Origin of the sequence: Nitrospira sp., assembly GCA_024760545.1 — a bacterium.
Lineage (GTDB): Bacteria > Nitrospirota > Nitrospiria > Nitrospirales > Nitrospiraceae > Nitrospira_D.
Map to the genome: position 1 here is coordinate 4,274,835 of CP060501.1, position 20,099 is coordinate 4,294,933.

The 20,099-nt window shown below is 51.8% G+C and carries 27 protein-coding genes and 1 pseudogene; 16 read left to right on the forward strand and 12 right to left on the reverse strand.

Going from position 1 to position 20,099, the window contains the following annotated elements; genetic code table 11:
• The first annotated feature begins 44 nt into the window (after positions 1-44).
• Entirely contained in the window at positions 45-221 is a 177-nt protein-coding gene (locus tag H8K03_20265; GenBank protein UVT20081.1) for a hypothetical protein, read from the forward strand.
• Between the two features lie 9 nt (positions 222-230).
• On the opposite strand, the gene H8K03_20270 is transcribed toward H8K03_20265, so the two are convergent.
• The 3 genes and pseudogenes from H8K03_20270 to H8K03_20280 all read right to left on the reverse strand — a co-directional run bounded on the left by H8K03_20270 (position 231) and on the right by H8K03_20280 (position 1,244).
• Positions 231-512, reverse strand: coding sequence for a four-helix bundle copper-binding protein (locus tag H8K03_20270; GenBank protein ID UVT20082.1), 282 nt, complete (start codon positions 510-512; stop codon positions 231-233).
• Between the two features lie 191 nt (positions 513-703).
• Positions 704-885, reverse strand: a pseudogene (locus H8K03_20275) (hypothetical protein).
• 50 nt (positions 886-935) lie between these two features.
• Positions 936-1,244, reverse strand: a complete 309-nt coding sequence (locus tag H8K03_20280) for a hypothetical protein (protein ID UVT20083.1) — start codon at positions 1,242-1,244, stop codon at positions 936-938.
• Positions 1,245-1,438: 194 nt separating this feature from the next.
• Between H8K03_20280 and H8K03_20285 the strand changes: the two genes are divergently transcribed.
• From H8K03_20285 to H8K03_20315, 7 genes are all read left to right on the forward strand, one after another.
• Positions 1,439-1,795, forward strand: coding sequence for a hypothetical protein (locus H8K03_20285; protein ID UVT20084.1), 357 nt, complete (start codon positions 1,439-1,441; stop codon positions 1,793-1,795).
• A 540-nt stretch (positions 1,796-2,335) separates the two neighbouring features.
• Positions 2,336-2,833 (forward strand): DUF2127 domain-containing protein, encoded by a 498-nt coding sequence (locus H8K03_20290; GenBank protein UVT20085.1) that lies wholly within the window; start codon positions 2,336-2,338, stop codon positions 2,831-2,833.
• Between the two features lie 8 nt (positions 2,834-2,841).
• Positions 2,842-3,432, forward strand: coding sequence for a DedA family protein (locus H8K03_20295; GenBank protein UVT20086.1), 591 nt, complete (start codon positions 2,842-2,844; stop codon positions 3,430-3,432).
• A 682-nt stretch (positions 3,433-4,114) separates the two neighbouring features.
• Positions 4,115-4,537, forward strand: coding sequence for a hypothetical protein (locus H8K03_20300; GenBank protein ID UVT20087.1), 423 nt, complete (start codon positions 4,115-4,117; stop codon positions 4,535-4,537).
• 360 nt (positions 4,538-4,897) lie between these two features.
• Positions 4,898-5,410, forward strand: a complete 513-nt coding sequence (locus tag H8K03_20305; GenBank protein ID UVT20088.1) for a methyltransferase domain-containing protein — start codon at positions 4,898-4,900, stop codon at positions 5,408-5,410.
• 671 nt (positions 5,411-6,081) lie between these two features.
• Positions 6,082-6,477: a hypothetical protein gene (locus H8K03_20310; GenBank protein UVT20089.1), complete on the forward strand. Its 396-nt coding sequence runs from the start codon at positions 6,082-6,084 to the stop codon at positions 6,475-6,477.
• Between the two features lie 17 nt (positions 6,478-6,494).
• The gene (locus H8K03_20315) at positions 6,495-7,382 is read left to right on the forward strand and encodes a DUF72 domain-containing protein (GenBank protein UVT20090.1); all 888 of its coding nucleotides are present in this window, start codon (positions 6,495-6,497) and stop codon (positions 7,380-7,382) included.
• Between the two features lie 221 nt (positions 7,383-7,603).
• Here H8K03_20315 and H8K03_20320 read toward each other — a convergent pair whose 3' ends face one another.
• On the reverse strand, positions 7,604-7,795 hold the full coding sequence (locus H8K03_20320) for a winged helix DNA-binding protein (GenBank protein UVT20091.1): 192 nt from the start codon (positions 7,793-7,795) through the stop codon (positions 7,604-7,606).
• A 587-nt stretch (positions 7,796-8,382) separates the two neighbouring features.
• Between H8K03_20320 and H8K03_20325 the strand changes: the two genes are divergently transcribed.
• A complete protein-coding gene (locus tag H8K03_20325) occupies positions 8,383-8,547 on the forward strand; it encodes a hypothetical protein (protein ID UVT20092.1) in 165 nt (54 codons plus the stop codon).
• 1,261 nt (positions 8,548-9,808) lie between these two features.
• On the opposite strand, the gene H8K03_20330 is transcribed toward H8K03_20325, so the two are convergent.
• The 3 genes from H8K03_20330 to H8K03_20340 form a co-directional block, all read right to left on the reverse strand.
• On the reverse strand, positions 9,809-10,063 hold the full coding sequence (locus H8K03_20330; GenBank protein UVT20093.1) for a hypothetical protein: 255 nt from the start codon (positions 10,061-10,063) through the stop codon (positions 9,809-9,811).
• Between the two features lie 143 nt (positions 10,064-10,206).
• Positions 10,207-10,773, reverse strand: coding sequence for an MEDS domain-containing protein (locus tag H8K03_20335; protein ID UVT20094.1), 567 nt, complete (start codon positions 10,771-10,773; stop codon positions 10,207-10,209).
• Positions 10,774-10,826: 53 nt separating this feature from the next.
• The gene (locus H8K03_20340) at positions 10,827-11,168 is read right to left on the reverse strand and encodes a hypothetical protein (protein ID UVT20095.1); all 342 of its coding nucleotides are present in this window, start codon (positions 11,166-11,168) and stop codon (positions 10,827-10,829) included.
• A gap of 370 nt (positions 11,169-11,538) precedes the next feature.
• On the opposite strand from H8K03_20340, the gene H8K03_20345 reads away from it, so the two are divergent.
• A complete protein-coding gene (locus H8K03_20345) occupies positions 11,539-12,117 on the forward strand; it encodes a response regulator (GenBank protein ID UVT20096.1) in 579 nt (192 codons plus the stop codon).
• Positions 12,118-12,353: 236 nt separating this feature from the next.
• Here the strand turns inward: H8K03_20345 and H8K03_20350 are convergent, their stop codons facing one another.
• Positions 12,354-12,542 carry a hypothetical protein gene (locus tag H8K03_20350; protein UVT20097.1) on the reverse strand — a complete coding sequence of 63 codons (189 nt, stop codon included), beginning with the start codon at positions 12,540-12,542 and terminating at the stop codon, positions 12,354-12,356.
• 193 nt (positions 12,543-12,735) lie between these two features.
• On the opposite strand from H8K03_20350, the gene H8K03_20355 reads away from it, so the two are divergent.
• Complete coding sequence (locus H8K03_20355) at positions 12,736-13,041, forward strand: hypothetical protein (protein UVT20098.1); 306 nt, start codon at positions 12,736-12,738, stop codon at positions 13,039-13,041.
• Positions 13,042-13,056: 15 nt separating this feature from the next.
• Here H8K03_20355 and H8K03_20360 read toward each other — a convergent pair whose 3' ends face one another.
• The 3 genes from H8K03_20360 to H8K03_20370 all read right to left on the reverse strand — a co-directional run bounded on the left by H8K03_20360 (position 13,057) and on the right by H8K03_20370 (position 16,513).
• Positions 13,057-13,623, reverse strand: coding sequence for an MEDS domain-containing protein (locus H8K03_20360; protein ID UVT20099.1), 567 nt, complete (start codon positions 13,621-13,623; stop codon positions 13,057-13,059).
• Between the two features lie 2,091 nt (positions 13,624-15,714).
• Positions 15,715-16,050, reverse strand: a complete 336-nt coding sequence (locus H8K03_20365) for a hypothetical protein (protein ID UVT20100.1) — start codon at positions 16,048-16,050, stop codon at positions 15,715-15,717.
• A 151-nt stretch (positions 16,051-16,201) separates the two neighbouring features.
• Complete coding sequence (locus H8K03_20370) at positions 16,202-16,513, reverse strand: hypothetical protein (GenBank protein UVT20101.1); 312 nt, start codon at positions 16,511-16,513, stop codon at positions 16,202-16,204.
• Between the two features lie 472 nt (positions 16,514-16,985).
• On the opposite strand from H8K03_20370, the gene H8K03_20375 reads away from it, so the two are divergent.
• From H8K03_20375 to H8K03_20390, 4 genes are all read left to right on the forward strand, one after another.
• Entirely contained in the window at positions 16,986-17,252 is a 267-nt protein-coding gene (locus tag H8K03_20375; GenBank protein UVT20102.1) for a hypothetical protein, read from the forward strand.
• Positions 17,253-17,374: 122 nt separating this feature from the next.
• Entirely contained in the window at positions 17,375-17,695 is a 321-nt protein-coding gene (locus tag H8K03_20380; GenBank protein UVT20103.1) for a DUF1902 domain-containing protein, read from the forward strand.
• Entirely contained in the window at positions 17,695-17,934 is a 240-nt protein-coding gene (locus tag H8K03_20385; GenBank protein UVT20104.1) for a type II toxin-antitoxin system HicA family toxin, read from the forward strand. Before H8K03_20380 ends, H8K03_20385 begins: the two co-directional genes overlap by 1 nt.
• Positions 17,935-18,173: 239 nt before the next feature.
• On the forward strand, positions 18,174-18,503 hold the full coding sequence (locus H8K03_20390) for a hypothetical protein (protein UVT20105.1): 330 nt from the start codon (positions 18,174-18,176) through the stop codon (positions 18,501-18,503).
• Positions 18,504-18,737: 234 nt separating this feature from the next.
• On the opposite strand, the gene H8K03_20395 is transcribed toward H8K03_20390, so the two are convergent.
• Entirely contained in the window at positions 18,738-18,926 is a 189-nt protein-coding gene (locus tag H8K03_20395; GenBank protein UVT20106.1) for a hypothetical protein, read from the reverse strand.
• Positions 18,927-19,544: 618 nt separating this feature from the next.
• Here H8K03_20395 and H8K03_20400 point away from each other — a divergent pair.
• Positions 19,545-19,877, forward strand: coding sequence for a hypothetical protein (locus H8K03_20400; protein UVT20107.1), 333 nt, complete (start codon positions 19,545-19,547; stop codon positions 19,875-19,877).
• Positions 19,878-20,099 lie beyond the last annotated feature (222 nt).

Below are 20,099 nucleotides of genomic sequence, written 5' to 3' on the forward strand. Positions count from 1 at the left end.
CTCCTGTCTCGAACTGGCATTCGTGATGCCGAAAGGAAGTTATCATGGAGTACAACCTTGAGGAGGAACTTCGGACGACCATCCATGACCAGGTCGAAGCCTTGGTCGAGATCAAACGCCGAGCACAGAGTCTCATTGATGGAAACAGCAATACGCTGACGGAGGCCGCCCAAATTGTGCTCCTTGCCGAGCGAGCGATTGATAACAAAACCACGGCATGACCTCACCGCTCATTTGCCCACAGGTGAACCCGCCAATGCGCGACACGTGCTTGCACAACGGCGACATTCCTCAGCGCAAGGGCCACATAACGCATGCTGAGGGGCATGTCGCTCGCAGGCCTCCGCACATTGATCGCAAACGTCCGCGCATAAGCGGGTGATTTGTTCAGACCAAACACTCGCGCGACTGACCCATTGTGCTGTTACGAGACAGATCTCAGCACACTCTCGACACAGGCGGATGCATTTCGCCATGGTCTCATGATCTTTCTGGCCTCCGTGATCATGCATGCCAATCATCTCATCGGAACAATTGTTGCAAATATGCGCGCAGGCAAACCCGCATCGGCACATTTGTGTTGTTGTGGAGTCAATGTGGAAGATGTCGTAAGCATGAATGCCCCCTCTTGTGCGTTGCCATCTGGGTCCTGGTTCGACACCCATCTAAAAGACGATCCATTCTTCTCGTCTGGACGTACCAGTCAGGAAGCTTTCTTGCGAGGAACTTTGGCCCCTTGGCGTCGTGCTTCGGACAAGCCGATCGCGATGGCTTGTTTTCGACTGGTCACCCGTTTGCCGCTCTTCCCGCTTTGAGCCTGCCTTGTTTTCGCTTCTGCATCGCTCCTTTCACTGACTTCTGAGCACGCTTTCCATACTGTGGCATGTTCGTCCTCCATACTCACTCCGTACTCAACTGTAGTCCGGTGCGATGAGTCAATTGTCACGTTGCAGCGTCGTCGCATGGCCTTGCTCCGTGACATAGGCCTTGACCACGTCCCCTGTCTTTACCGCATCCAGCTTCGTAGTCTTGTCGACGTGGATTTTGTGCAGTCCACTATCGGTCTGGATGAAATAATACTCACCTTCTTTTTTCATTAAGGTTCCGAGGATCGTATCTTTCGTCAGACGCTCTTTGATGGTTGGGCTGGCTTCTTTCTCAGCCATGGCATCGGCTGCGCAAGGCAGACCGATTCCAGAGCTCAATAGTCCGACTGTCAGTATTGAGAGTAGTGCTGTTTTCATAAAACCTCCCATGTCAGCGGTGAATTATGACTGAGTCTTGCATTGGATAGAGACCTGGAGTACTGGGCAATCGCCTTATTGGCTTGAGGGATGTCCCGGGTGGTATGGAGGTGAGAGGAGTGTATCGTTATAAGAATAGACAGAAAGAGTTTGCTGGATCTTCGCAGAAGTCAACCAACAAAGGAGGGTCAAACATGCGAAATGTGTCCAAGATGATAGGAACGACATTGCTGACAGTTCTGTTGTGCGCAGGTTTCTCCACGCTCGCACTCTCCGTAGACCGGGAGGTCTATGACAAACCGAATGTGCAGACGGGCAACATCATTAAAGGGAAGGTCATGAGTGTGAATCCGGACGCGAAGGCTGCACAGACGTGGCATGTGGGAGTGAAGGATAACGACACCGGTCAGGTGGTCGTTCTTCATGTCGATAAGACGACCACAAGGAAGGACATTATGATGAGCCCCGATTTGGGAGACAATGTTATTGCTAAATATAATGAGCAAAAACACGCCATCTCTTTCCTGACGGATCAAGCAATGAGCCACTGATCACTCCCACGAGCGAGGCATTCATCCGAAACACCTCACAAACAAGGAGAAGCCGACATGAAGATCCGTAACATGCGTGCACATATCGTGATGGTAAGTATACTTTTACTGTTCACTGGAGGGACTGTACAGGCACAGCTAGGCGGTGGAACTTCTCCCGGCGGTTCCCCGGGTATGGGAAGTGGGCCCGGAAAGTCAGGGGAATCGGGGAACTCGATGAACCAAAATCGGCACCACGATAGTACACCGTCGGGTCCGATGGGGGAAGGACGCCCTGCAAGACCAGGACAAGGGAAGGAGTCACCTCTGGGAGTGCCTGATTCAAGTGGAGCTAGTCCGAGAGTACCTGGCGGCTCCGGACCAGGGTCTGGCACTGGCAGTATCGGATCGGGGGGAAGCATGGGGTCGGGTGGTGGTATGGGATCATCTGGCGGCTCGGGAGGAGGCGGAAAGTAAGAGGGTGGTCATTTTAAGTAATGAAAGGCGGGAGCAGCTTCTTCGACGAACCTGCTCTGTTGAGGTATTGGGAATGGCCTTCTCGTGAAGCAGTCTTCTCCATGGTTTCTGAAACTGCTCGCTATCTATTATTTGGTTCAAGGATTGCTGTTGATTGCCGTTGGAGTTGGCGGGTTAATTCTCGTAGATCAGAATCAACTGCTTGTGGTCAAGGAGTGGCTTCATGTCGTTCGCGTGGACCCTGAGAATCGCTTCATTCATTGGCTCCTGACCACCATCCTGCCAGTGACGAATGAAATGCTGGAGGCATCCAGTATTGGCTTCTTTGTCTATGGCGGACTCGCGTTTGCACAAGGGGGAGGGCTCTGGTTCTCAAAGCCCTGGGCCACCTATCTCTCGGTCGTCGTGGTGGGTTCGTTCATCCCGTGGCAACTGTATAGCCTGCTCCACGAGGTGACCGCGCTGAAGCTTCTCTCGCTCTGTATCAATATCGTGATCGTTGGGTATCTGCTCGTGAGTGCATGGCGTACGAGTAGCGTTGAGACGAACGAGCCAGCGTCGTGTCATTGTCAGTCGCGATAGGCGACGCCATGGATGCGCTATTAAACTGGATCTCAGTATACGGCTATCCAGCCCTCTTCTTCCTGCTCATGCTGGGCATCGTGGGATTGCCAATTCCCGATGAAACCTTGCTCACCTTTTCCGGGTATCTCATTTCCAAGGATCAGCTCGGGCCGATGCCAACAATGGCCGCTGCGTTTCTCGGAAGCATCTGCGGAATCACCATCAGCTATGGCATCGGTCGTTGTGTGGGGCTGTATGTCGTCCGTAGGGTGGGCCAGAGACTGAGAATCGCGCCTGACGACTTGGATACAGTCAACGCTTGGTATAGGCGGTGGGGGAAATATGCCCTCATCTTTGGCTACTTTGTGCCGGGGGTTCGACATCTTGTGGCCCTGGTGGCGGGATCATCGAAGTTGCCGTTGGCGATCTTTATGCCCTTCGCCTATACGGGAGCACTCCTATGGTCAGCGACGTTTCTCGGATTGGGCTATGGGTTAGGGGACACATGGGCGCAGGCGTCCGCCACCGTTCACCGAGCTCTCGCGATCGCTGGTGGAATGGTCGTCGTGGTTCTCATTGGACTCCTCGTCATTCGGATGAGAAAAGAACATCCATGATGGCCAAGGTTGAGTCTGGTCTCCTGTACTTATCTGGATGAGTGCCTTTGCCAGGAAATTGGCGCGTGGGGCATTGCCGGGAGAGTGTTGAGAAGAATTCTTTTTGATCAGCGAGACATTCAAGCCAACGACAACCTCGTCTCGATCCCTAGGTTCTGGGGGGGCGTGAGAGAGAATCTCCACGGAGAGTGCTTGTCGTGCACTTTGCTCAATTTTTAGGCAGTAGGCTGCCGTGCAGACCTCATCTAATTGTAAAGAGGTGGGCACAACTTGTTTTTCCATAAATACACTTGCCGACTGAATCAAATGATTATAAAGGTGTCACCAAGCCACTTGATTGTCCTTAGTCCTCCTTTCCCACGGTCGCAGAGGGTAGGGATTTTATCTATAAACCCTTTACCTGATGCATCCGCACCATTTATCGGCTCACCCCCCACCGGCATGAGGAAAGGGTCCCATATTGGATTCGCAGCATCAGGAGAAAAGGCAGGCTATGTACCGTCAGGGGCCCTTCGGGGGGGAAGGGCCTCATGACCCAGTCCGGCCAGGGGAATTCTGAGTACTCAAGCTTGTCTGTTCAGAGCACAATGTCAATGGGCAAGTGATTGCCCTGGAAATCTGAAGAAAACTCGGGCCTTCAAGTCCAGGTGCTGTGGTTCGACAAATTCTAAGGAGTGATGCGATGAAAAACAAGAATCTAACTATATGTCTGCTTTTGACAAGTGTCTGGTTAGCCGCGCCGGTCTTAGTGTCACCCAAGGGACTGCCTTACTCTGCAGAAAGCTCGGGCGCTCAAAATTCCTTCATTCACAAAGTGCAGAAAATTGAGGATTTCTCAGCTAAAAGCCATGTTTCCAGTTACGACGGTGAGGCATTCAAAGGATCTTCTGGAGACAAGTCCAGTGGCACGGGCATGAGATCCTATAGCGATTCTCTGGGGCCATCATTCGATATTCATCCTGGCGCTAAGGGTGATACTTCTTCGTCCGGTCCTTGGTGGGACCGTAGATCGTCGGGCGATCCGAGCGTCAAGGATTTGAGTGGCATGGATGGGGGTGGGTTTGCACCACCTGGTAGTTACACCGGTTCTGAGAGACGTTTTTAGAGGACGAGGATGGTAGCGGCCCCCTCAAGCATAATCGGATCGCCCTTACAGGAGATTCTGCAGAGTCCCAGGCTACAGATCGCTTGAGTTGGCTCCAGACGTTCTCGGTTCCATTGGGTCCTCCCCGTTGATTGGGCCAGCAAGCAGCACTCTATCGCCGGCCTGGTTAAAAGGGAAGCACCTTGTTAGCTAGTCAATTCCAGATTTAGACAAACTTCTGAAGAGGATAGAAACAATGCTTGTTAGACCATGAAACGCCTAGCCCGCTGGGCCTTAGAGCAAACCGGCTCTGGATCTAGATTTCTCATGAAGCGAGATTGTGGAGTGAGTGGTCCACATGGGTATCCGGATGCCCCGTGGATGTGTACAGTACTGAAATCTGCCAAAGAGGTGCAAGAAAGCATACTGCCGTGGCTTTCCCTGTATGGGTACATGAATCTTACGGCGGGAAATCTAGCCTTCGATAAGAAGACTCGAAGAGGGCCGATCGTCTACGAGTATTCAGACATAACTAATACTAAGTTCTCTAGAGGGTCTCTTGATGCTGTTACTTGTCTCAGTGTCATTGAACATGGGGTGAACCTCGATGCCTATTTCAGTGAGATGTCTCGGATCATCAGAGCGGGAGGAATCCTTATCACGTCGACTGACTACTACGAGACGCCAATTGATACCAAGGGCCAGGAGGCATTCGGTGTCCCTATCCACATATTCACGAAGGATGAGATTGCCCATGGCCTTGAAGTGGCTGCCCGATATGGTTTTTCCCTCATGTCTCCTATTAACCTGAGCTCCCCAGAAAAGGTTGTCCACTGGAAGGAATATGACCTGCGCTATACGTTCGTAATTTTCTCTTTGCAGAAGGTATGCTAAGAAGTGTTTCACTTTTTAGACTTGTATGTGGAAGCGCAAGGAGATCACGTAGGCCTATTGCTTCCTCACTTCTCCCATATTGACCGTGGTTACAAGCACTGTAACCATTGGTAGCATGAAGAAGATCCAGTACTACAAGCGACCTGCTCTCGGCTATATGGTTATTCTATTTGCCAGAGGCAGCAACTACCTCGGCATGCATCCAACATTACACACCGTGATTGAGTATCAATACGGTTCCCGTTACTCCTACCCCGCACGTGACGAAGCTGAGGCACGTGAGCAGGCGGTCTCGTATAGTATCAGCCCAATAACAGACCATTACTCTCGGCTTGGCACATGGGCGGAAGCGAGAATTTATCCCTTTGGCGGTCTCATTCGAGATATGCGCTTGATCGATAGACGGTCACGCCGATGATTGGCGCTAGGTGATGCGATCGAATGAGCACGAATGCTCCAGTGGCGCCACCTGCAGAGGAATGGGAAACAAATATCAAGCCCTTCGTCACTTAAGCATCCATCACATCGAAGCATGTTCCGAAGGTTTAGAGGGAACCCAGCGCCCCGCCGAACCGTTCCCATCCAAGAGGCATTGACCACACGAGCCGGTTTGCGTAAAGTTTCAGTATCACGAGCGAACGACCAGACCGTCATCTGTGCTTGAGGTGTGTATGACGCGGATCTCTGGATCTCTTCTCTCAGTAGCGATGGTGGCAGTCTTTTCACTCGCTCCGGCCTTTGCCGAGACAGCGGAAAAGCCTGAAACAGTATGGGCGTGTCCTCAAGCAGACGGCAGTATTCTCTACACGAACAAGGAACGCGACGGCTGCCAGGCATTAAGGCTGAAGCCGCTCCCCGTGGTCCCAAATGTAAAAACCATGCCGACGATACCTCACCCCATACCCGATACCACGCATAATCGTGAACAGAACGCCTACCAAAAACAGGCACTTTCAGAGATCCGAGGGCACGGTGCCGGAGTGCGCCAAAGGGTGGTATGGGAGTATTGCACCTTCGGGGCCGCTTCGAGAAGAAGTCTGCTCGCTCTACTCGGAATGGGCTGCTGAGGTAGGATCACCCACGCATGCCCCTCTCCCCGCTCATTCGCTTCGGGACCTCTACTTGGACCTATGAAGGCTGGCAAGGTCAGGTGTACCTGAGGCAGTACGCCAAGACAGCGTTTGCCCGAGAATGTCTGAGTGAGTATTGCCAATATCTTTATCACGGTGAACCTCTTTTCCGCACCGTCGGTAACGACTCCTCCTTCTACCGGGCACCAGCTGCCAACCAACTCCGTTACTATCTCAACCAGATCCCGGAAGACTTTGAAATGTGTTTTAAGGTTTGGGAAGACATCACGGTACCGTCATTTACTCAGCTTCCACGCTATGGCCTACGAGCAGGGAAGGTCAATCCTCATTTCCTTGATGCCAGGCTATTTAAGGACCTGGTCCTGACGCCATTTCGAGAGGCACAGTTCCATGAGCATACAGGGCCGTTCCTATTCGAGTTTCAGAGGAATGGATTTCCTGCGGAGGAGTTCTATACCCGGCTGGATGCGTTCTTTACCCAACTCCCGAAGGAGTTTAAATACGCTGTTGAGATCCGCAAGGCGGGCTTGCTCGGTCCTGCCTACCGCCAAGTCTTAGAGCGCCATGGGGTGGCCCATGTCTATAATCACTGGTGTTACATGCCGTCGTTGGCAGAGCAACACATGCGCATGGAAGGAAGCTTCACGGCTCCCTTCACCGTCCTGAGGCTCCTCACACCCCTCAAGATGAGCTACGAGGCAGCCAAGAAACGGGCAGAGCCGTATAACAAGATTGTGGGTGAGCTACCCCAGATGCGAAAGGATGCGGTTGCACTCATTCAACAATCGGTCAAGCTCTCTAAACCGGCTTATGTGCTTGTGAACAATCGCTCAGAGGGCAATGCGCCCACCACCATTCAGGCACTGGTGGAGATGCTCTAATGCCCTCGTATTTGTTGTCGAACAAGGTGTTCTCCTAGTACTTCAACTTCCATCCAAGTCCATTAAATTTAATTCCATTCGCTGGACTCCTCCGTGATTTACTGAGCCACTATCCGCAGACCATGTGCGGTCACGCAAGGGGGACTATGCGAAAAACTGTGGGCGAAAGCAGATGCTTACCTATTATCAACTACCAAGCTGTCCCTGATACTTGAAGCGGTCTATTCAGATGGTCGCGGACATCGTGAGAGGGAAACCTTGCCCGTAGCTCCAGTCTTGAGTTGTGCCCTGATGCGTCTTACCAGATTCATGCCTTTCCGGGTCAATGTGAGTAACACATAGCGGTCATCCTGAGGAGAGCGCTGCTTTCGGATCAAGCGGTTCTGCTGAAGGCTCCTGATCACGTAGCTCATGTATGGTTCTAGAACACCAAAGACCCTCGCGCATTGACGACAGTGGGTGCCGGGGTTTAGCTGAAGATAGAGTAAAAGACCAACTTGAATGGGCCTCACTTTAAGCGCCGACACTTCCGGATCGGAATGATTCAACACGTTAGCTTGGATCGTTTGAGCGTTTGTTCGTGTCCTCAATCGACTTTTTGTGATCTGGTCCGTGGCGCTATGTTACCTAGAAATATTTGAGAGGGCAATGTACGCATATCCACCATACGAGAAACTTCTGATGGTCAACCGGGATGCAGTATTTGATAAAATGACCAATGCCGTCCCCAAAGCACTCCAAGTCACGTTCCAACACCATCCAGAAACGGAAGAGCCGTCCGAAGGCAAAGAGCTTCAATTCTCCTTTTGAGCGAAAGTTCGCACTCAAGATCCCAGACACCAGCCGCATCCCATGGTTGCCCCTCAATCACAGGATTGGCGGGGACGACTAGTCAGTCCTTGCTTGTCGGCCAAAGGCTCGCCTTGGTTGCGCAACTCCTATCGGTCTCCCGATGAGTCTGGCATAATTCACCCCCAAGACCACTGGAAAGGGGGCTTCGATGCAACTTGCACAAGAAGTGAAAACATTCTCTGTGGCCTGTGAACACATTCTCGCCGCTATCGCCCAGAATCGCCCACTCACGAAGGATGAGGCCCTCATGATTGAATACTACTGTGTGGAAATCCTGTCCAAGATCGCGCCTCACTTGACTAAACCGGGGTGATCATTCCGTTCCATTCCTTTAGATTTTCCGTTAGCGTTCTCTACCGGCATGATCGGCATACCCTGCCGTGGTTCAAGCTTGGGTCCCATATTCCATTTGCAACACCAGGACAAAATGCAGGGTGACGGGCTGGGGGTCAAATAGGCAGAAGGCACGGCGGGAGAGGTCAACGTAGAGCCCCTGTATCAGTCTGGTAGGCGATAATAAGTGAGAATGTCCTGGCGACCACATCTGTCACAGGTCCCCGCGTGAACGACCGCACCCTGCTTGCGGAGGCTGGCCCAGTAGAACTGTCGCTCATCATCAGTCCTGGGAAGCATTGATGTCACCTCATTTCGACAGCTGGGACAGTATTTCGCCGTCATGGTCATTGGGATGCCCTCTATGGGTCCATAGCGCCGCACACTCTGATGAAGGAGCGTCTCTAGTGTAATAGTTTTCAAGGGGGCACAGTATCAGCCAAATGATGGAGGACATCACGTGAATGGAGGTGATTAGTCGGCAATCAATCTGCCGGTACTGAATCCATTGAATCCTGGGTATCAATGAGTCTTCTCGCTTTCAGCAGAGCGGCTGCTTCGGCCGCTTGGTCTGTCGCGAAAGAACCCGAAGGATAAGCCGAGATGCAGACCGATTTAATTGGCGACAATTCAACGTACAGAGATTGACAATGCCATGCTCCGTCATTGGCTAGGCGAATGAGCAAAGAGATCGTGCGACCTTTATACACGTGCGTTGAGGACGGTTCGAACGAACATCCACCCATACGTATAGGATCGGACGTTTAGTGGCCTTTGTGTGCTGGTGGGTTCCCCGGTTCACGGGAGACAAGCAATGGAGGACGCAGGAGCTGATATGTCCAACTTTGAGCAATCGCAGAGAATCGACCTGCTCGCACCATAGATGAAATGCCATATGTGACCATTCGGGCACTCTAAATGTCTTATATGATGCTCCTTATTGGAGAATCGTACTGCGTAGCTCCTGAGAAGAACGTCTTCTTCATTGTGGCGAACTGTATTTTCTGAGGCTAGGAGGACAATAAACCTGCCTTCAAACAGAGAATGGTCAAGAATGCACATGATTCAGCTATTCAGTCGAATCCGTGAGTCTTGCACTCGGATGTGATGAATTGGCAGGCCTGCGGGGAACCGAATGCAAACTACCCCCTCCGGCGTTGAGGGGGACATTCAACGGCTCTCACGAACGAGTGGCTGCGGAGAGGACTACCGGCTGAGCTTGCGCGAACTCTGGAATAAGACTAGATACATCGCTCGAAGAGGGTAGGGGTGTGAATTCGCACAAGATGAAACAGACCATTCGGAGCAATTGCCTTGGCTTTATTGATCGCCTCTTCCTGGAAGGCCGCCACGTATGCGCTTTTCGTCAGAATATCGATGACGACATACTGTCCACTATAGTGTTGTTCGTATTCGGCTTGGAACCGTTCCGCATAGATCTGCTCGCCTCTCTCCGCAATGATCTGATCGCTTGAGTAATGAGTTCTGGCTATCATGACTCCATGTTGATCGTCTCGCGATTCTTTCACCACTCATATTGTCCCTAGGTGGGGAATTACGTAACACAAGATGGCTTTCAACTGCGAGAGGCGAGAGCTAGGCCCAGTGAACGTGAGTCGGGCGTTCCCTCACCGTGACGTTAGATGCTGGCCCAGCCTGCTTGTGTGCGAACCAACGCCTGTGGATGGGCTCTCATGATATCGAACATGTCTGTTGCTATGCTCTGGATTGAGGCATAACAGCACAAGGCGATCATGGGAGATGCCGCAATGAGTGTCGTGGCTTGGCGCTCGAAGCGCATAAAGGCCTGGCGAGATTCGATTGAGGTAAATCGTCCCGGCCCACCCACGGCCCGCACACTTCCATAGCCGAGCTGACTAGCCAGAGCCGGTAAGTCGGCCAGCCGATCCAGGGAATCATCCACATCGAAGGTGCCAACACCATACCAGTCCTCCGCAGACGAAATGAACAGCTGCTTTGTGGCTTGCAACACCGGACCGTTCAGGTCGTGGGTGGACAGTTCATCAAGCACTAAGGGGATGGTCAACGGTGGGGGAAGAATCCAGAGACACAACTCAGCTTCGGCAAGTCCTGCGCTCAGAAAAGCTGCTGTGACCTGTAACAATTCGGTCGGCTGCCGATAAAACATACACAGATGCGATCCCAACGGGATGTCATGGGTCCCACGAATTCCACTGGCAGGCATGGGGTTACCTTTCGAGGTCAGGCCCCCGTAACCATCGCGTTCAACTGCGTGAATTACCGCTCTAAGGCGGGATATTCCTGTTCATCCAAAATCTGTGTGGTGACACCGGAGATCGATTGGCGGATGCTGTCTTTTTCGCCTTCCGAAAGGCCATCCGTGAGGAACAAGGCCTCGGAGGCAATGGCAAAGGCTTGTAACGTGTCCCGGTCGTGGAGGATCTGAGTTTTGGAACCCCGCACGAGCTGGTCAGCGAGGTTGGTCATCTCCGTCGCGTAGTACGCGATCCAATCAATCTCGTCTTGAGTAAACGGAGTGGAATCGATCAATACCGATGCAGCAATGAGGTGCTCGCAAGTGCGGGAATAGTCCTTAACTTCTTTTCGGAGAGGTATCATTGCGCGACCGCCTTTCTCACAAAAGTCGGCGGTCGGGCCTTCCAAGAGGCCGTCGTCAGATGTGGGTTAGAGCAGAGGAGCAGTTTGAGCTGATGAGGAGACGATGTCAAGGGGGAAGGTTGCAGGGTGAGCACGTGTGGAACTTAACCATGCTGCAGGGCTTCAGTCACCATTATGGTCTTGGGTCCCATATTGGGGTTGCAACACCAGGGCAAAAAGGAGGGGTATCGGTAACTAGCATAGGAGTAGCAGTTTTTACTCCGAGGAAAGTCTTGCCCACTGCTGGAAGCAGCCTGGTAGAAAGCAGAAAATGATGGATCGTCGCTTCCTTCACTGAGATCATAGGTTGTTTGATCGGATGACGGCACACATGACGAAGATTTTAGTCATCGACGATGATGCCCGCGACCGGGAGCTCCTCATGGCCGTCCTAGAGGAAGGAGGTTATGAAGTTACATGGGCAGACAATGGTGGGGCAGGGTTAATGTTATGTCACCAGCGAACTCCTGATGCGGTCGTGTTGGACCTCAACATGCCCGGAATAGACGGTCTCAGCCTCCTGCGGCAATTGCGGATATTGCACCCCACTCTCCCTGTCGTCGTGTTTAGTGGACGCAGCACAGCAGAGGTTGAGGAAGAGATGCTGAACCAGGGCGCCACGGCCTTTATTCAGAAGGCCTTTTCCCTGGATCTCCTGGGGGCGGCATTGCGGGAGGTCCTGCCCGCTCCCACACGACCACCCTGTCATCAAGAGGAGAACGTTATGCCGTCGTCCATCGAGGCCGAGTTACGAAAGGCCAGGACAACCATTACCGGTCTGATTGAAGTCTTGAACACCATCAAGGGACGAGCACGGAACATTGTAGAGGACAGGGAAGACGTTACAAAAGCAGCGGCTCGCATTGCGTTGGATGTAGAGCAAGCAATCGCCCAGATCAAGAAAACATGAAGAAGTCATCCCGCCTCGCATGGAAATTCCCCCACCATCTTAGGCTAGACCTCTATACCGCTCCTAACCAAGCTCGTAAGCAGGCTGGCGAATGCTATGAACGCCACAGGGATGAGCGTCGCGCCTAATTGTTTCCTTCTTGTCTCCATATGTTTCGCAGTATTGAATTACCCTGTGGAGTTGGCAAATATGGATATCCCTTGGGATTCCTCGCTCGCACAAGAGAGTCTCGCCCTTTATTTGGCTTTCGCTAAGAGACTTTTGAGTTTCTCATAGCCAGGGGCTTCGGGATGGCAATAATACTCGGTGAGAGTCCCCTGGCCATTGCGGATTGAGATACGGAAGCTCTTGCCATGCGCCTCGATCTTCACCGTCTCCGTAATATTGATATAGAGATCTGGATTCACCTGAACGATGTTGTCCATTACCCCCTCCCATCAATGACCATTCAGTTGAAAAGGAGCCTGAGGGAGTATACGTGAAATGGATTGGGGCTCAACGAAAAGGCGGATTGGCTCATGGGAAATGTATTGCTTTTGATTCCTATCTATTTGGTATAATAATTGTGCCGTGAGTCCTGTGGGGTCAGCCAGCCCCGCATATTAGGGACCATCCAGCATGAGGATTGAAACATTTCATGTTGAGTGGCATCTCACCCCACGCGGCTGGGTGCGTGGGAACTGGTCCACGGACAAACCCCTGGCTCTGAAAATCTCTCCCCCTGACGATCGCATTGAGACGTGGGTCAAGATCGAAATCACGCACGACCGCCAGTACTCCCGCACCCACATGGAATGGTCGCTGACGTGGACTTCCCCCCAATACAGTGAACTCATGAAGCAAGCCTTCAGGACACGCATCCGTGTGCCTGCGCCGGAATCTGCCAGTCCACGCATCTCGGTCTGGAAATTTCCCCCGGCCTAAGGTGCTCTCTTCAACTCAAATGCTCGCCCAGCCTGCTTCTGTGCGAACCAACGCCCGTGGATGGGCCCTCATGATGTCGATCATGTTTGTGTCCAAACTTTGAATTGAGGCATAGCAGCACAAGGCGATCATGGGAGATGCCGCAATGAGTGTCGTGGCTTGGCGCTCGAAGCGCATAAAGGCCTGGCGAGATTCGATTGAGGTAAATCGTCCCGGCCCACCCACGGCCCGCACACTTCCATAGCCGAGCTGACGAGCTCTAGGAGGTAACGCAGCAAGCCGCTTTAGGGAATGATCGATATCGAAGGCGCTCTCACCATACCAGTCTCCCGAAGAGGAGATCTGGAGCTGCTTGGTAGCTTGCAGCGCCGGACCATTGAGGCCGTGATCGGACAGTTCGTCAAGGGCTACCAAGATGCTCATCGGCGGTGGAATGATCCAGACACACAACTCGTGGTCGGCGAGACCCGCCATCAGAAAGGATGCAGTCACATGGAGAAAGTCTTGGGGCCGTCGATAGAACAAGCAGAGATGGGATCCTAATGGGATGTCATGGGTCCCGCGAATTCCACTGGCAGGCATGAGGCACCTCCTCCTCCTCGCAGGTTTCACGAACCCTGCTGCTGATGCTGCCGCCTTATCAGACGTATCAGGAAGTATTTAACGAGGGTCTTCGGCGGCGGCCTGCGGATCGGGAAAGGTCGCCTGACATTCCAGACATCGCAGCAGGCCCGACTTAGACCCGCCTCGTGAGCGAACCTCATCCACGGCACGACCGTGTGTACACGCGGTGCGCTCCTTCAGTGACGATGCCGGTTCAAGGGAGACACGTGTTTGGGGTGGGGGCAGCATAGGCAGTACTCCTTTCTGACGTGCGTGTAATGGTTCGATACAAGCTGTTCCCGGTCCATTGCCAGAGGAGAGTGCAGAACATACGAGCCGGTCGCAGGCACGGATGTACTCGGGGAGTTCTCTTGCAAGCGGGAGAAAAGCAAGGGAGACGCCGCATGGACACCTGCGTGCTCACAAGGTGTCGGCGGTGGGCCTTCCAGGACCCGACGGCAGGTTGTGGGGTGGATTGTAGGTGAAGAAGCCTATGACTATTCGAGTGGGATGTCAACCTGGGTTGCAGCACTATAACTGCTAGGACAGGCATCAATGCTCTAAGTCTGCCAACGCCATCTTCTACTCAATTTTCGCCACTCTCACGGTGGCATGGGGTGAGGATCAATCCATAAGCCTTTCCTTGCTTTGGGGTTCACAAGTACGACCATAGGCGGAATGAATCCAATTATATTCTATGTGAATCGATGTGATTCACCTTCTGGAACTGCTTCCGACAGAAACACCACATAATACGTGCTCTTCTCTCCATTTTCGGGTGGCTCATCACTGGCTTATTTGTTGCTCGTACATCGCTGCCAACATCCCCCATCACTGGAGAAAGGTGCCTGATGCCTACTACTCAAAATCACTCTAGGTCCAACCCCAAGCCAATTCCCAAAGTAAAGAGTAAGAAGAAGTTGGATCAATACATTTTTTATGCGAACCCCAAACTCAAACACCCGCCAAGCACGACTAGCATACCGTGGTTGCCGAGTACACCCAAGATTGGCACGGACGGCTAGTTAGTCGGCTTATCCTTGAGCCTTGTCCGTACCCGCCTGTGTCACTTGAAGGGCGAGCATTTCCCAATTTCCATATAGGGCGGATGGTCGCGTCGCCCATTATTTTCTTCTTCCCGCCAGTGGGTACACTCTCGCCAACCTCGAGCATGCCTGGCGCAGCATCCCCGGTCGGATCGGCTTGCACGATGTGCGGACTCACGATCTCCAATGCACTGCCGCATCCTGGTTGGCAATCGATGGCGACAATTTTCCCGTGATTCAACAGGTCCTGAATCCTTCTAGCCTCACATGCACCCAGGTTTATGCCAGGCTCTCGCCCCATCGCGCCGCCACCGCCTCGTGCTCTAGAACAAAACGAAAGGACACACGAGTGGCCGGGGTAAGCACAAGCGGGTCAGTTCTGTGCCATCGTGAATCCCCGAGCCGCAATACGGGAGGCGCTGACGTTAGGGACACCTGACCGTCGTCATTGTATGAGCGGCTTACGACTGCTTAACAGGATTATTTGGTTTGGTCAGGTGAGGGGCAATCTTAGAGAGGACTTCCCCGCAGTAGTACTCGATCAAAAGGGCTTCATCATGGGTGAGCGGTCGGTTCTGAGCAATAGTCGAGAGAATGTGTTCGCACGCTGAAGAGAATATATGGACTTCTTTTGCGAGCTCCATCAACGCTCCTTTCCCAGGCTTAAATGTGGCGGCATTCTGCCAGAAGCAGTGGTGGAGCCAATACCATCCGAAAGGAGGGGGGCTCTGAGCGGCTCGCGGCACGAGCAGGGGAGTAGTCTTGGGTTACTTCTTGCGGCTACCCTTCTTCTTCGTAGCCTTACGCTTGCGTGTAGGTGTACATGGGTCACTCATGGTCGCGCCAGCCACTCCCCGAGCGAGTTTCGTGCGAGTAGCGGGATTCTTTCCGGGAAGCTTCTTAGGTACGGGGTTCATGTTCGCTTTGCGCTTGGGTTGTAACATGTCTTCCTCACGCCAAGTTAGTCGATTTTGGGTTCGACGGCAAAAAAATGTATCTTACGATCAAGACTGAGATGCTGGGGCTAAAGAATGTAGGTCCCATACCTGCTCAGGATCCAGATTCTATTCGCGGTATGGCCTTCTTCTGTGACATACGCCTTGATCGTGTCACCCGGCTTCACAGGATCCAACTTGGTGCTTTTGTCTACATGGAGTTTTATCCCTATCCCGTCCTCCTCTGCGATGCAGTAATACTTTCCGGCGATCGCCAACAACGTGCCCTTGATCGTACCCTTCGTGAGGCGTTCTTTACTCGTGGGGCTGGCTTCTTTCTCCGCCAGGGAATTGGCGGCATACATCACCGTGATTCCCGAGTTCAACAGTCCAATTGTGATTATCGATAGGATAATGGTTCTCATAAAGCCTCCATGAAGTGCTGAACCATTGTTGCGCAGCACAGCCAGGCCAAGAACTGGGCATGTACCTGGCTGTATGAGCGGCTTACGGCTGAGCCAGCAGGAGTACTCGATTTGGGCAGGTGAGGCGGGATCTTGGAGGGAAGCGCCGCTTCTAATTCGTGTTGAGCTGTTTGACTCGGTCTGGAATCTGCGAGATCTTGGTGTTGATGTCGCCCAGTAGCTTCCATGCACTATCTCGCGCCGCTTTGCCACATGGCGTCATTTGCAGAGCCACGAGCACTGTTTTCAGGCGTGCCTCCAATTCTATTTGTTCCAGTTCGAGGTCCTCGCGCAGCTTGATCACCCTTTCTTCGACCGATGCAGAAGGTTGCACTTTGGTGAGCAAATTCTCCGTCTCACTGGTCACGAGTTGGTTCTCTTGCACATACGCAGGGAACGCCAGTTTCCAGATTGGTGGGAACAAACATGGGTTCTCCATCGGGACACGTACCTTCTCGGATCGTGCCCCCTGTGCAGAAAATCAATGGTAAGGAGAGTAGAGGGAGAATGGCGAGTAGGCGGTACATTCCTCTGTCAACATACGTCCCAGGCCCAATGAGGACAACTGGGCCTTCTCCCTGACTACGAAGGCCGTGGATTGAGCGCTGCAAGCGCAGGCGGGATTCTTCCCGCGGAGTTTCCTGGGTACAGGGGGTCATGGTCGCTTTTCGTTTGGGTTGAAGCATGCCTCCATGATGCCAGACCGATGGATGCATTGCTTGATGTAGTCTCGGTTCGGGTCACGGGTTCGGTGACGACTCTGCAGCAACCCCTCTAATTACTCTTTCCGCCTTGCACGTAGAATAGTTGCCCTCCTACAATACGCCGCGCGGTAGTGGGTCAGTTTCGATTTCTTAAATATTGCCTCTGCTTAAGCGGTCATGTAAGCTAGGGGCATGAAGAAAAACAAACCATCTACCGACATCAATGTGACTGCTCATGACATTCTGCAAGCTATCACCGGCGAACCTGCTGGGACAACTTCAGTTAAGAAGAAGCCTGCCGGTATTCCCACCAAAAATCCTGCCGCTGTCGCTCTAGGCCGCTTAGGAGGGCTGAAGGGTGGCAAGGCAAGGGCGGCGAAGCTCTCGGCCAAGAAGAGATCCGAGATAGCTAAGAAAGCCGCCCAAACTCGCTGGAGGCATAACCCAGCGAATTTATAGACTCCCGCAATAGATAGAATTACGGGCTATCTTTCATTTTTTTGGATAAGCTATACTTCTTGTAGTTTTATATACGTTTTATACATAGGGACGGTCTATAGCTCCTCGGCCAGGAGAGCTGTATGAAAATAAACGATTTAATACTTCGTTGTTATGCGGAAGAGGAAAAGGATGGCACTTGGTTTGCCATTTGTCTAGACCTGAACATTTATGCTCGTGGCGATAGCTATGAAGAGGCACGTACTAAGCTAAATAAATTGGCTATTTGCTATCTGAGAGAAGCCATAGAGGAAGATTCACAGTATTTCGACGATCTGGTCCCAAGACGTGCTCCATTGGGATTTTGGATGCGATATGTATATGGAAAGGTTTTGAGCCTATTTTCTGAAAATTCTACACACGGATTCACTATGCATCTCCCAATGATTCCTGCTGCCTGCTAGTGCCTTTCAAGCCGCTCCCCTGTCGTATTGTTCGGGCCATTCTCACGGAACTTGGTTTTATTGAAAAACCCTGCCGGTCGGGTACTTCTCATGAGCAATGGGAAAAGATTGAGAATGGGCATTTCTATAAAGTGACCATTGATTGTCATCGTGGCGAAGTAAAGGCATCTGACATTAAGAGTATTATTGGGCAAGCCGGATTAACCAAGAAAGAGTTCTGGAAACTAGCAGGGCTGTGAATATACCTACCATCTACGTACATTAGCATCTCTTTGCTTTTGCTTTGATAGGCATCGCATCTGTTGTTCATCGTCCTGGCTATGTCGAACGATATAAAGACCGTTACAAGAATTCTCTGTGGTTCATGTGTAGGACCGCATTTACTATCTTAGTAGAGCGTTCAGTAAAGTATGCGGATGAGAATGGTCGAACGCTCGAAATTGTGTTTGAGGGAGCAGGTAAGAGAGAGGATAGGGACATGATACTTTATCTAAAGGAACTCAAACGGACCGGCAATCCATTTAGTCAAAGTGCCTCTGAAGGCTATGCCCCATTGACAGGACCTGATTTTCAGCGTGTAATTTTAGGTGAGCCGCATCGGAAGACTAAGCTCGTGCCCATGCTACAGATTGCCGACTTAATTTTGTATCCAATCGCAAAGGGCGGGTACGAGACGACATATCAATCCTATTTCAGGCTCATGGAAGGTGGAAAACTAATTGACTGCGCGTTGTCGAATGATCAAAAGGCACTGCGAGGAATAAAGTATAGTTGTTTTGATTTCAAAAAAACTAAAGGCCCGGAGTGAAATCCGGGCCTTTAGTCGGCTTGCTAGCTATACGCAAACCCCAGGGCAATGCCCCTATATCTGACTAAAACTGATATAAAACAGGTTCAAGAAATTTCTTGGCTGACGATATTTCATTGAGTAATCATATATTTATAAATTGGCACTGACAGTCAAGAATACACTTAAGAATGACCTGATATGGCTTGTGATCGCCTAAAGAATGTCGTGAGCAGCAAGGCTGGGATGTTTCATCTACCCTTCGAGACCCTGCTTCTGCTGCCAAATCTCGAAGAAGGTCCGAAGGCTATCTATGGCTAAGGCTACGGTCTCTACTTGTATGTGTGTAAGCGGACCGTCCCGCTGCAGATACGTCTCGAGCGAAGAACTGGCAGCCAGGAATTTGGCGACCAACCGTTGGGCAATTATCTCATCAGGAGTCATACGATCATCTTACATCACGCTTCAAGCAGGTGCATTATGAGATCCAGCGCTTCATTCCAGGACCAACAGAAGGGGACATGCCTAGTAAACCAGGATTACACTTCGCGAAGTCCGGGCAAAGCCTGCATTCTGCGGCGACCATGAAAGTCTGTAAAGATGCGAACTGAGCAGGACGTAGTTCGAGCTTGGACAGCCAATGAAATCCTTTTGCGCGAGAAAGTGCACCCGCTTGTCATCGAGCCTTTGGGGCAGCCCCCTGGACTTCGAACTGAAACAGAGTGAGAGTACATTCTCGCCGCCTTTCTTGGCCGTTGCTTTGATTCCTTTAGGTCAATCCAAGTCTTATGTAATCCAAAGAATGAGGCTCACCTGTGGATCGATGCATACATTCTTAGCCGCTCAATATTTGAAGTGGATGTAACATTACGCTGGTGCAAGAAGAAACCATGTAACCTTGATAGGTTTGTGGATGATTATCATTTGAAGGTCGCCCAAATGTTTGATTCGCTTTCCGAGCCACAAAAGGCTGATGTGGCGTCAGAGAGGCAAGCGCAGATACGGGAGCGAGAAGCGAGGGTTCTTGAGAGGTATCAACGCGGACATGGAACGATGAGTGTCATGAAGAGCCTTGAACAGATTTGCAAAGAACTGAGTCAGAACGAGCCCGAGCCAAATACCCTATGGGAATATAACAAACTCTACAGAGAAGCATCGAGTTTTGCGCATCCCACTATGTGGCACCTCTTCTCATATCGCGCCAAGCTTTCACCCGTTACTGAAGTGACTCCCTCGCCGGATACCGGATATTGGGCACTCCTGATTTCCGGAGGGTGCTTCTTACGCATTCTGGGACAATGGAATAATCAGTTCAAGCGTCTGCCGGAACCGCAACCGTTCGAATGGATGGTCGAATGGGAAAGGACGTCAGGACAGGATAAGAATGATCATTAGGCTCATGAAGGGATTACTTGCATTGGGGATGGGGGAAAGAGACCAATTAGGGAGATACGATTAGAGATGTCTTGACAGATATTTTGGAGTGTGTTAGGGTGCTTTTGTCAAAATAGTGACGACGATCTTAGTCGGTGGAGAGGCTGACAGCCTCGAAGATCCCAAAGGACTTCCACCGATGAGCGCGGTAAGCTGACAGCTAGGCCGAGCGAGACGTGATCC

Coding starts and splice junctions, on each gene's coding strand:
- H8K03_20380 (UVT20103.1), top strand. CDS start 17,375: ATGAAAATAAACGATTTAATACTTCGTTGTTATGCGGAAGAGGAAAAG.
- H8K03_20360 (UVT20099.1), bottom strand. CDS start 13,623: ATGCCTGCCAGTGGAATTCGCGGGACCCATGACATCCCATTAGGATCC.
- H8K03_20320 (UVT20091.1), bottom strand. CDS start 7,795: ATGAGCTACGTGATCAGGAGCCTTCAGCAGAACCGCTTGATCCGAAAG.
- H8K03_20390 (UVT20105.1), top strand. CDS start 18,174: ATGATACTTTATCTAAAGGAACTCAAACGGACCGGCAATCCATTTAGT.
- H8K03_20340 (UVT20095.1), bottom strand. CDS start 11,168: ATGATACCTCTCCGAAAAGAAGTTAAGGACTATTCCCGCACTTGCGAG.
- H8K03_20315 (UVT20090.1), top strand. CDS start 6,495: ATGCCCCTCTCCCCGCTCATTCGCTTCGGGACCTCTACTTGGACCTAT.
- H8K03_20345 (UVT20096.1), top strand. CDS start 11,539: ATGACGAAGATTTTAGTCATCGACGATGATGCCCGCGACCGGGAGCTC.
- H8K03_20325 (UVT20092.1), top strand. CDS start 8,383: ATGCAACTTGCACAAGAAGTGAAAACATTCTCTGTGGCCTGTGAACAC.
- H8K03_20350 (UVT20097.1), bottom strand. CDS start 12,542: ATGGACAACATCGTTCAGGTGAATCCAGATCTCTATATCAATATTACG.
- H8K03_20400 (UVT20107.1), top strand. CDS start 19,545: ATGAAGAGCCTTGAACAGATTTGCAAAGAACTGAGTCAGAACGAGCCC.
- H8K03_20395 (UVT20106.1), bottom strand. CDS start 18,926: ATGACTCCTGATGAGATAATTGCCCAACGGTTGGTCGCCAAATTCCTG.
- H8K03_20310 (UVT20089.1), top strand. CDS start 6,082: ATGACGCGGATCTCTGGATCTCTTCTCTCAGTAGCGATGGTGGCAGTC.
- H8K03_20295 (UVT20086.1), top strand. CDS start 2,842: ATGGATGCGCTATTAAACTGGATCTCAGTATACGGCTATCCAGCCCTC.
- H8K03_20375 (UVT20102.1), top strand. CDS start 16,986: ATGAAGAAAAACAAACCATCTACCGACATCAATGTGACTGCTCATGAC.
- H8K03_20355 (UVT20098.1), top strand. CDS start 12,736: ATGAGGATTGAAACATTTCATGTTGAGTGGCATCTCACCCCACGCGGC.
- H8K03_20305 (UVT20088.1), top strand. CDS start 4,898: ATGTGTACAGTACTGAAATCTGCCAAAGAGGTGCAAGAAAGCATACTG.
- H8K03_20265 (UVT20081.1), top strand. CDS start 45: ATGGAGTACAACCTTGAGGAGGAACTTCGGACGACCATCCATGACCAG.
- H8K03_20280 (UVT20083.1), bottom strand. CDS start 1,244: ATGAAAACAGCACTACTCTCAATACTGACAGTCGGACTATTGAGCTCT.
- H8K03_20270 (UVT20082.1), bottom strand. CDS start 512: ATGCATGATCACGGAGGCCAGAAAGATCATGAGACCATGGCGAAATGC.
- H8K03_20365 (UVT20100.1), bottom strand. CDS start 16,050: ATGAGAACCATTATCCTATCGATAATCACAATTGGACTGTTGAACTCG.
- H8K03_20330 (UVT20093.1), bottom strand. CDS start 10,063: ATGATAGCCAGAACTCATTACTCAAGCGATCAGATCATTGCGGAGAGA.
- H8K03_20335 (UVT20094.1), bottom strand. CDS start 10,773: ATGCCTGCCAGTGGAATTCGTGGGACCCATGACATCCCGTTGGGATCG.
- H8K03_20300 (UVT20087.1), top strand. CDS start 4,115: ATGAAAAACAAGAATCTAACTATATGTCTGCTTTTGACAAGTGTCTGG.
- H8K03_20285 (UVT20084.1), top strand. CDS start 1,439: ATGCGAAATGTGTCCAAGATGATAGGAACGACATTGCTGACAGTTCTG.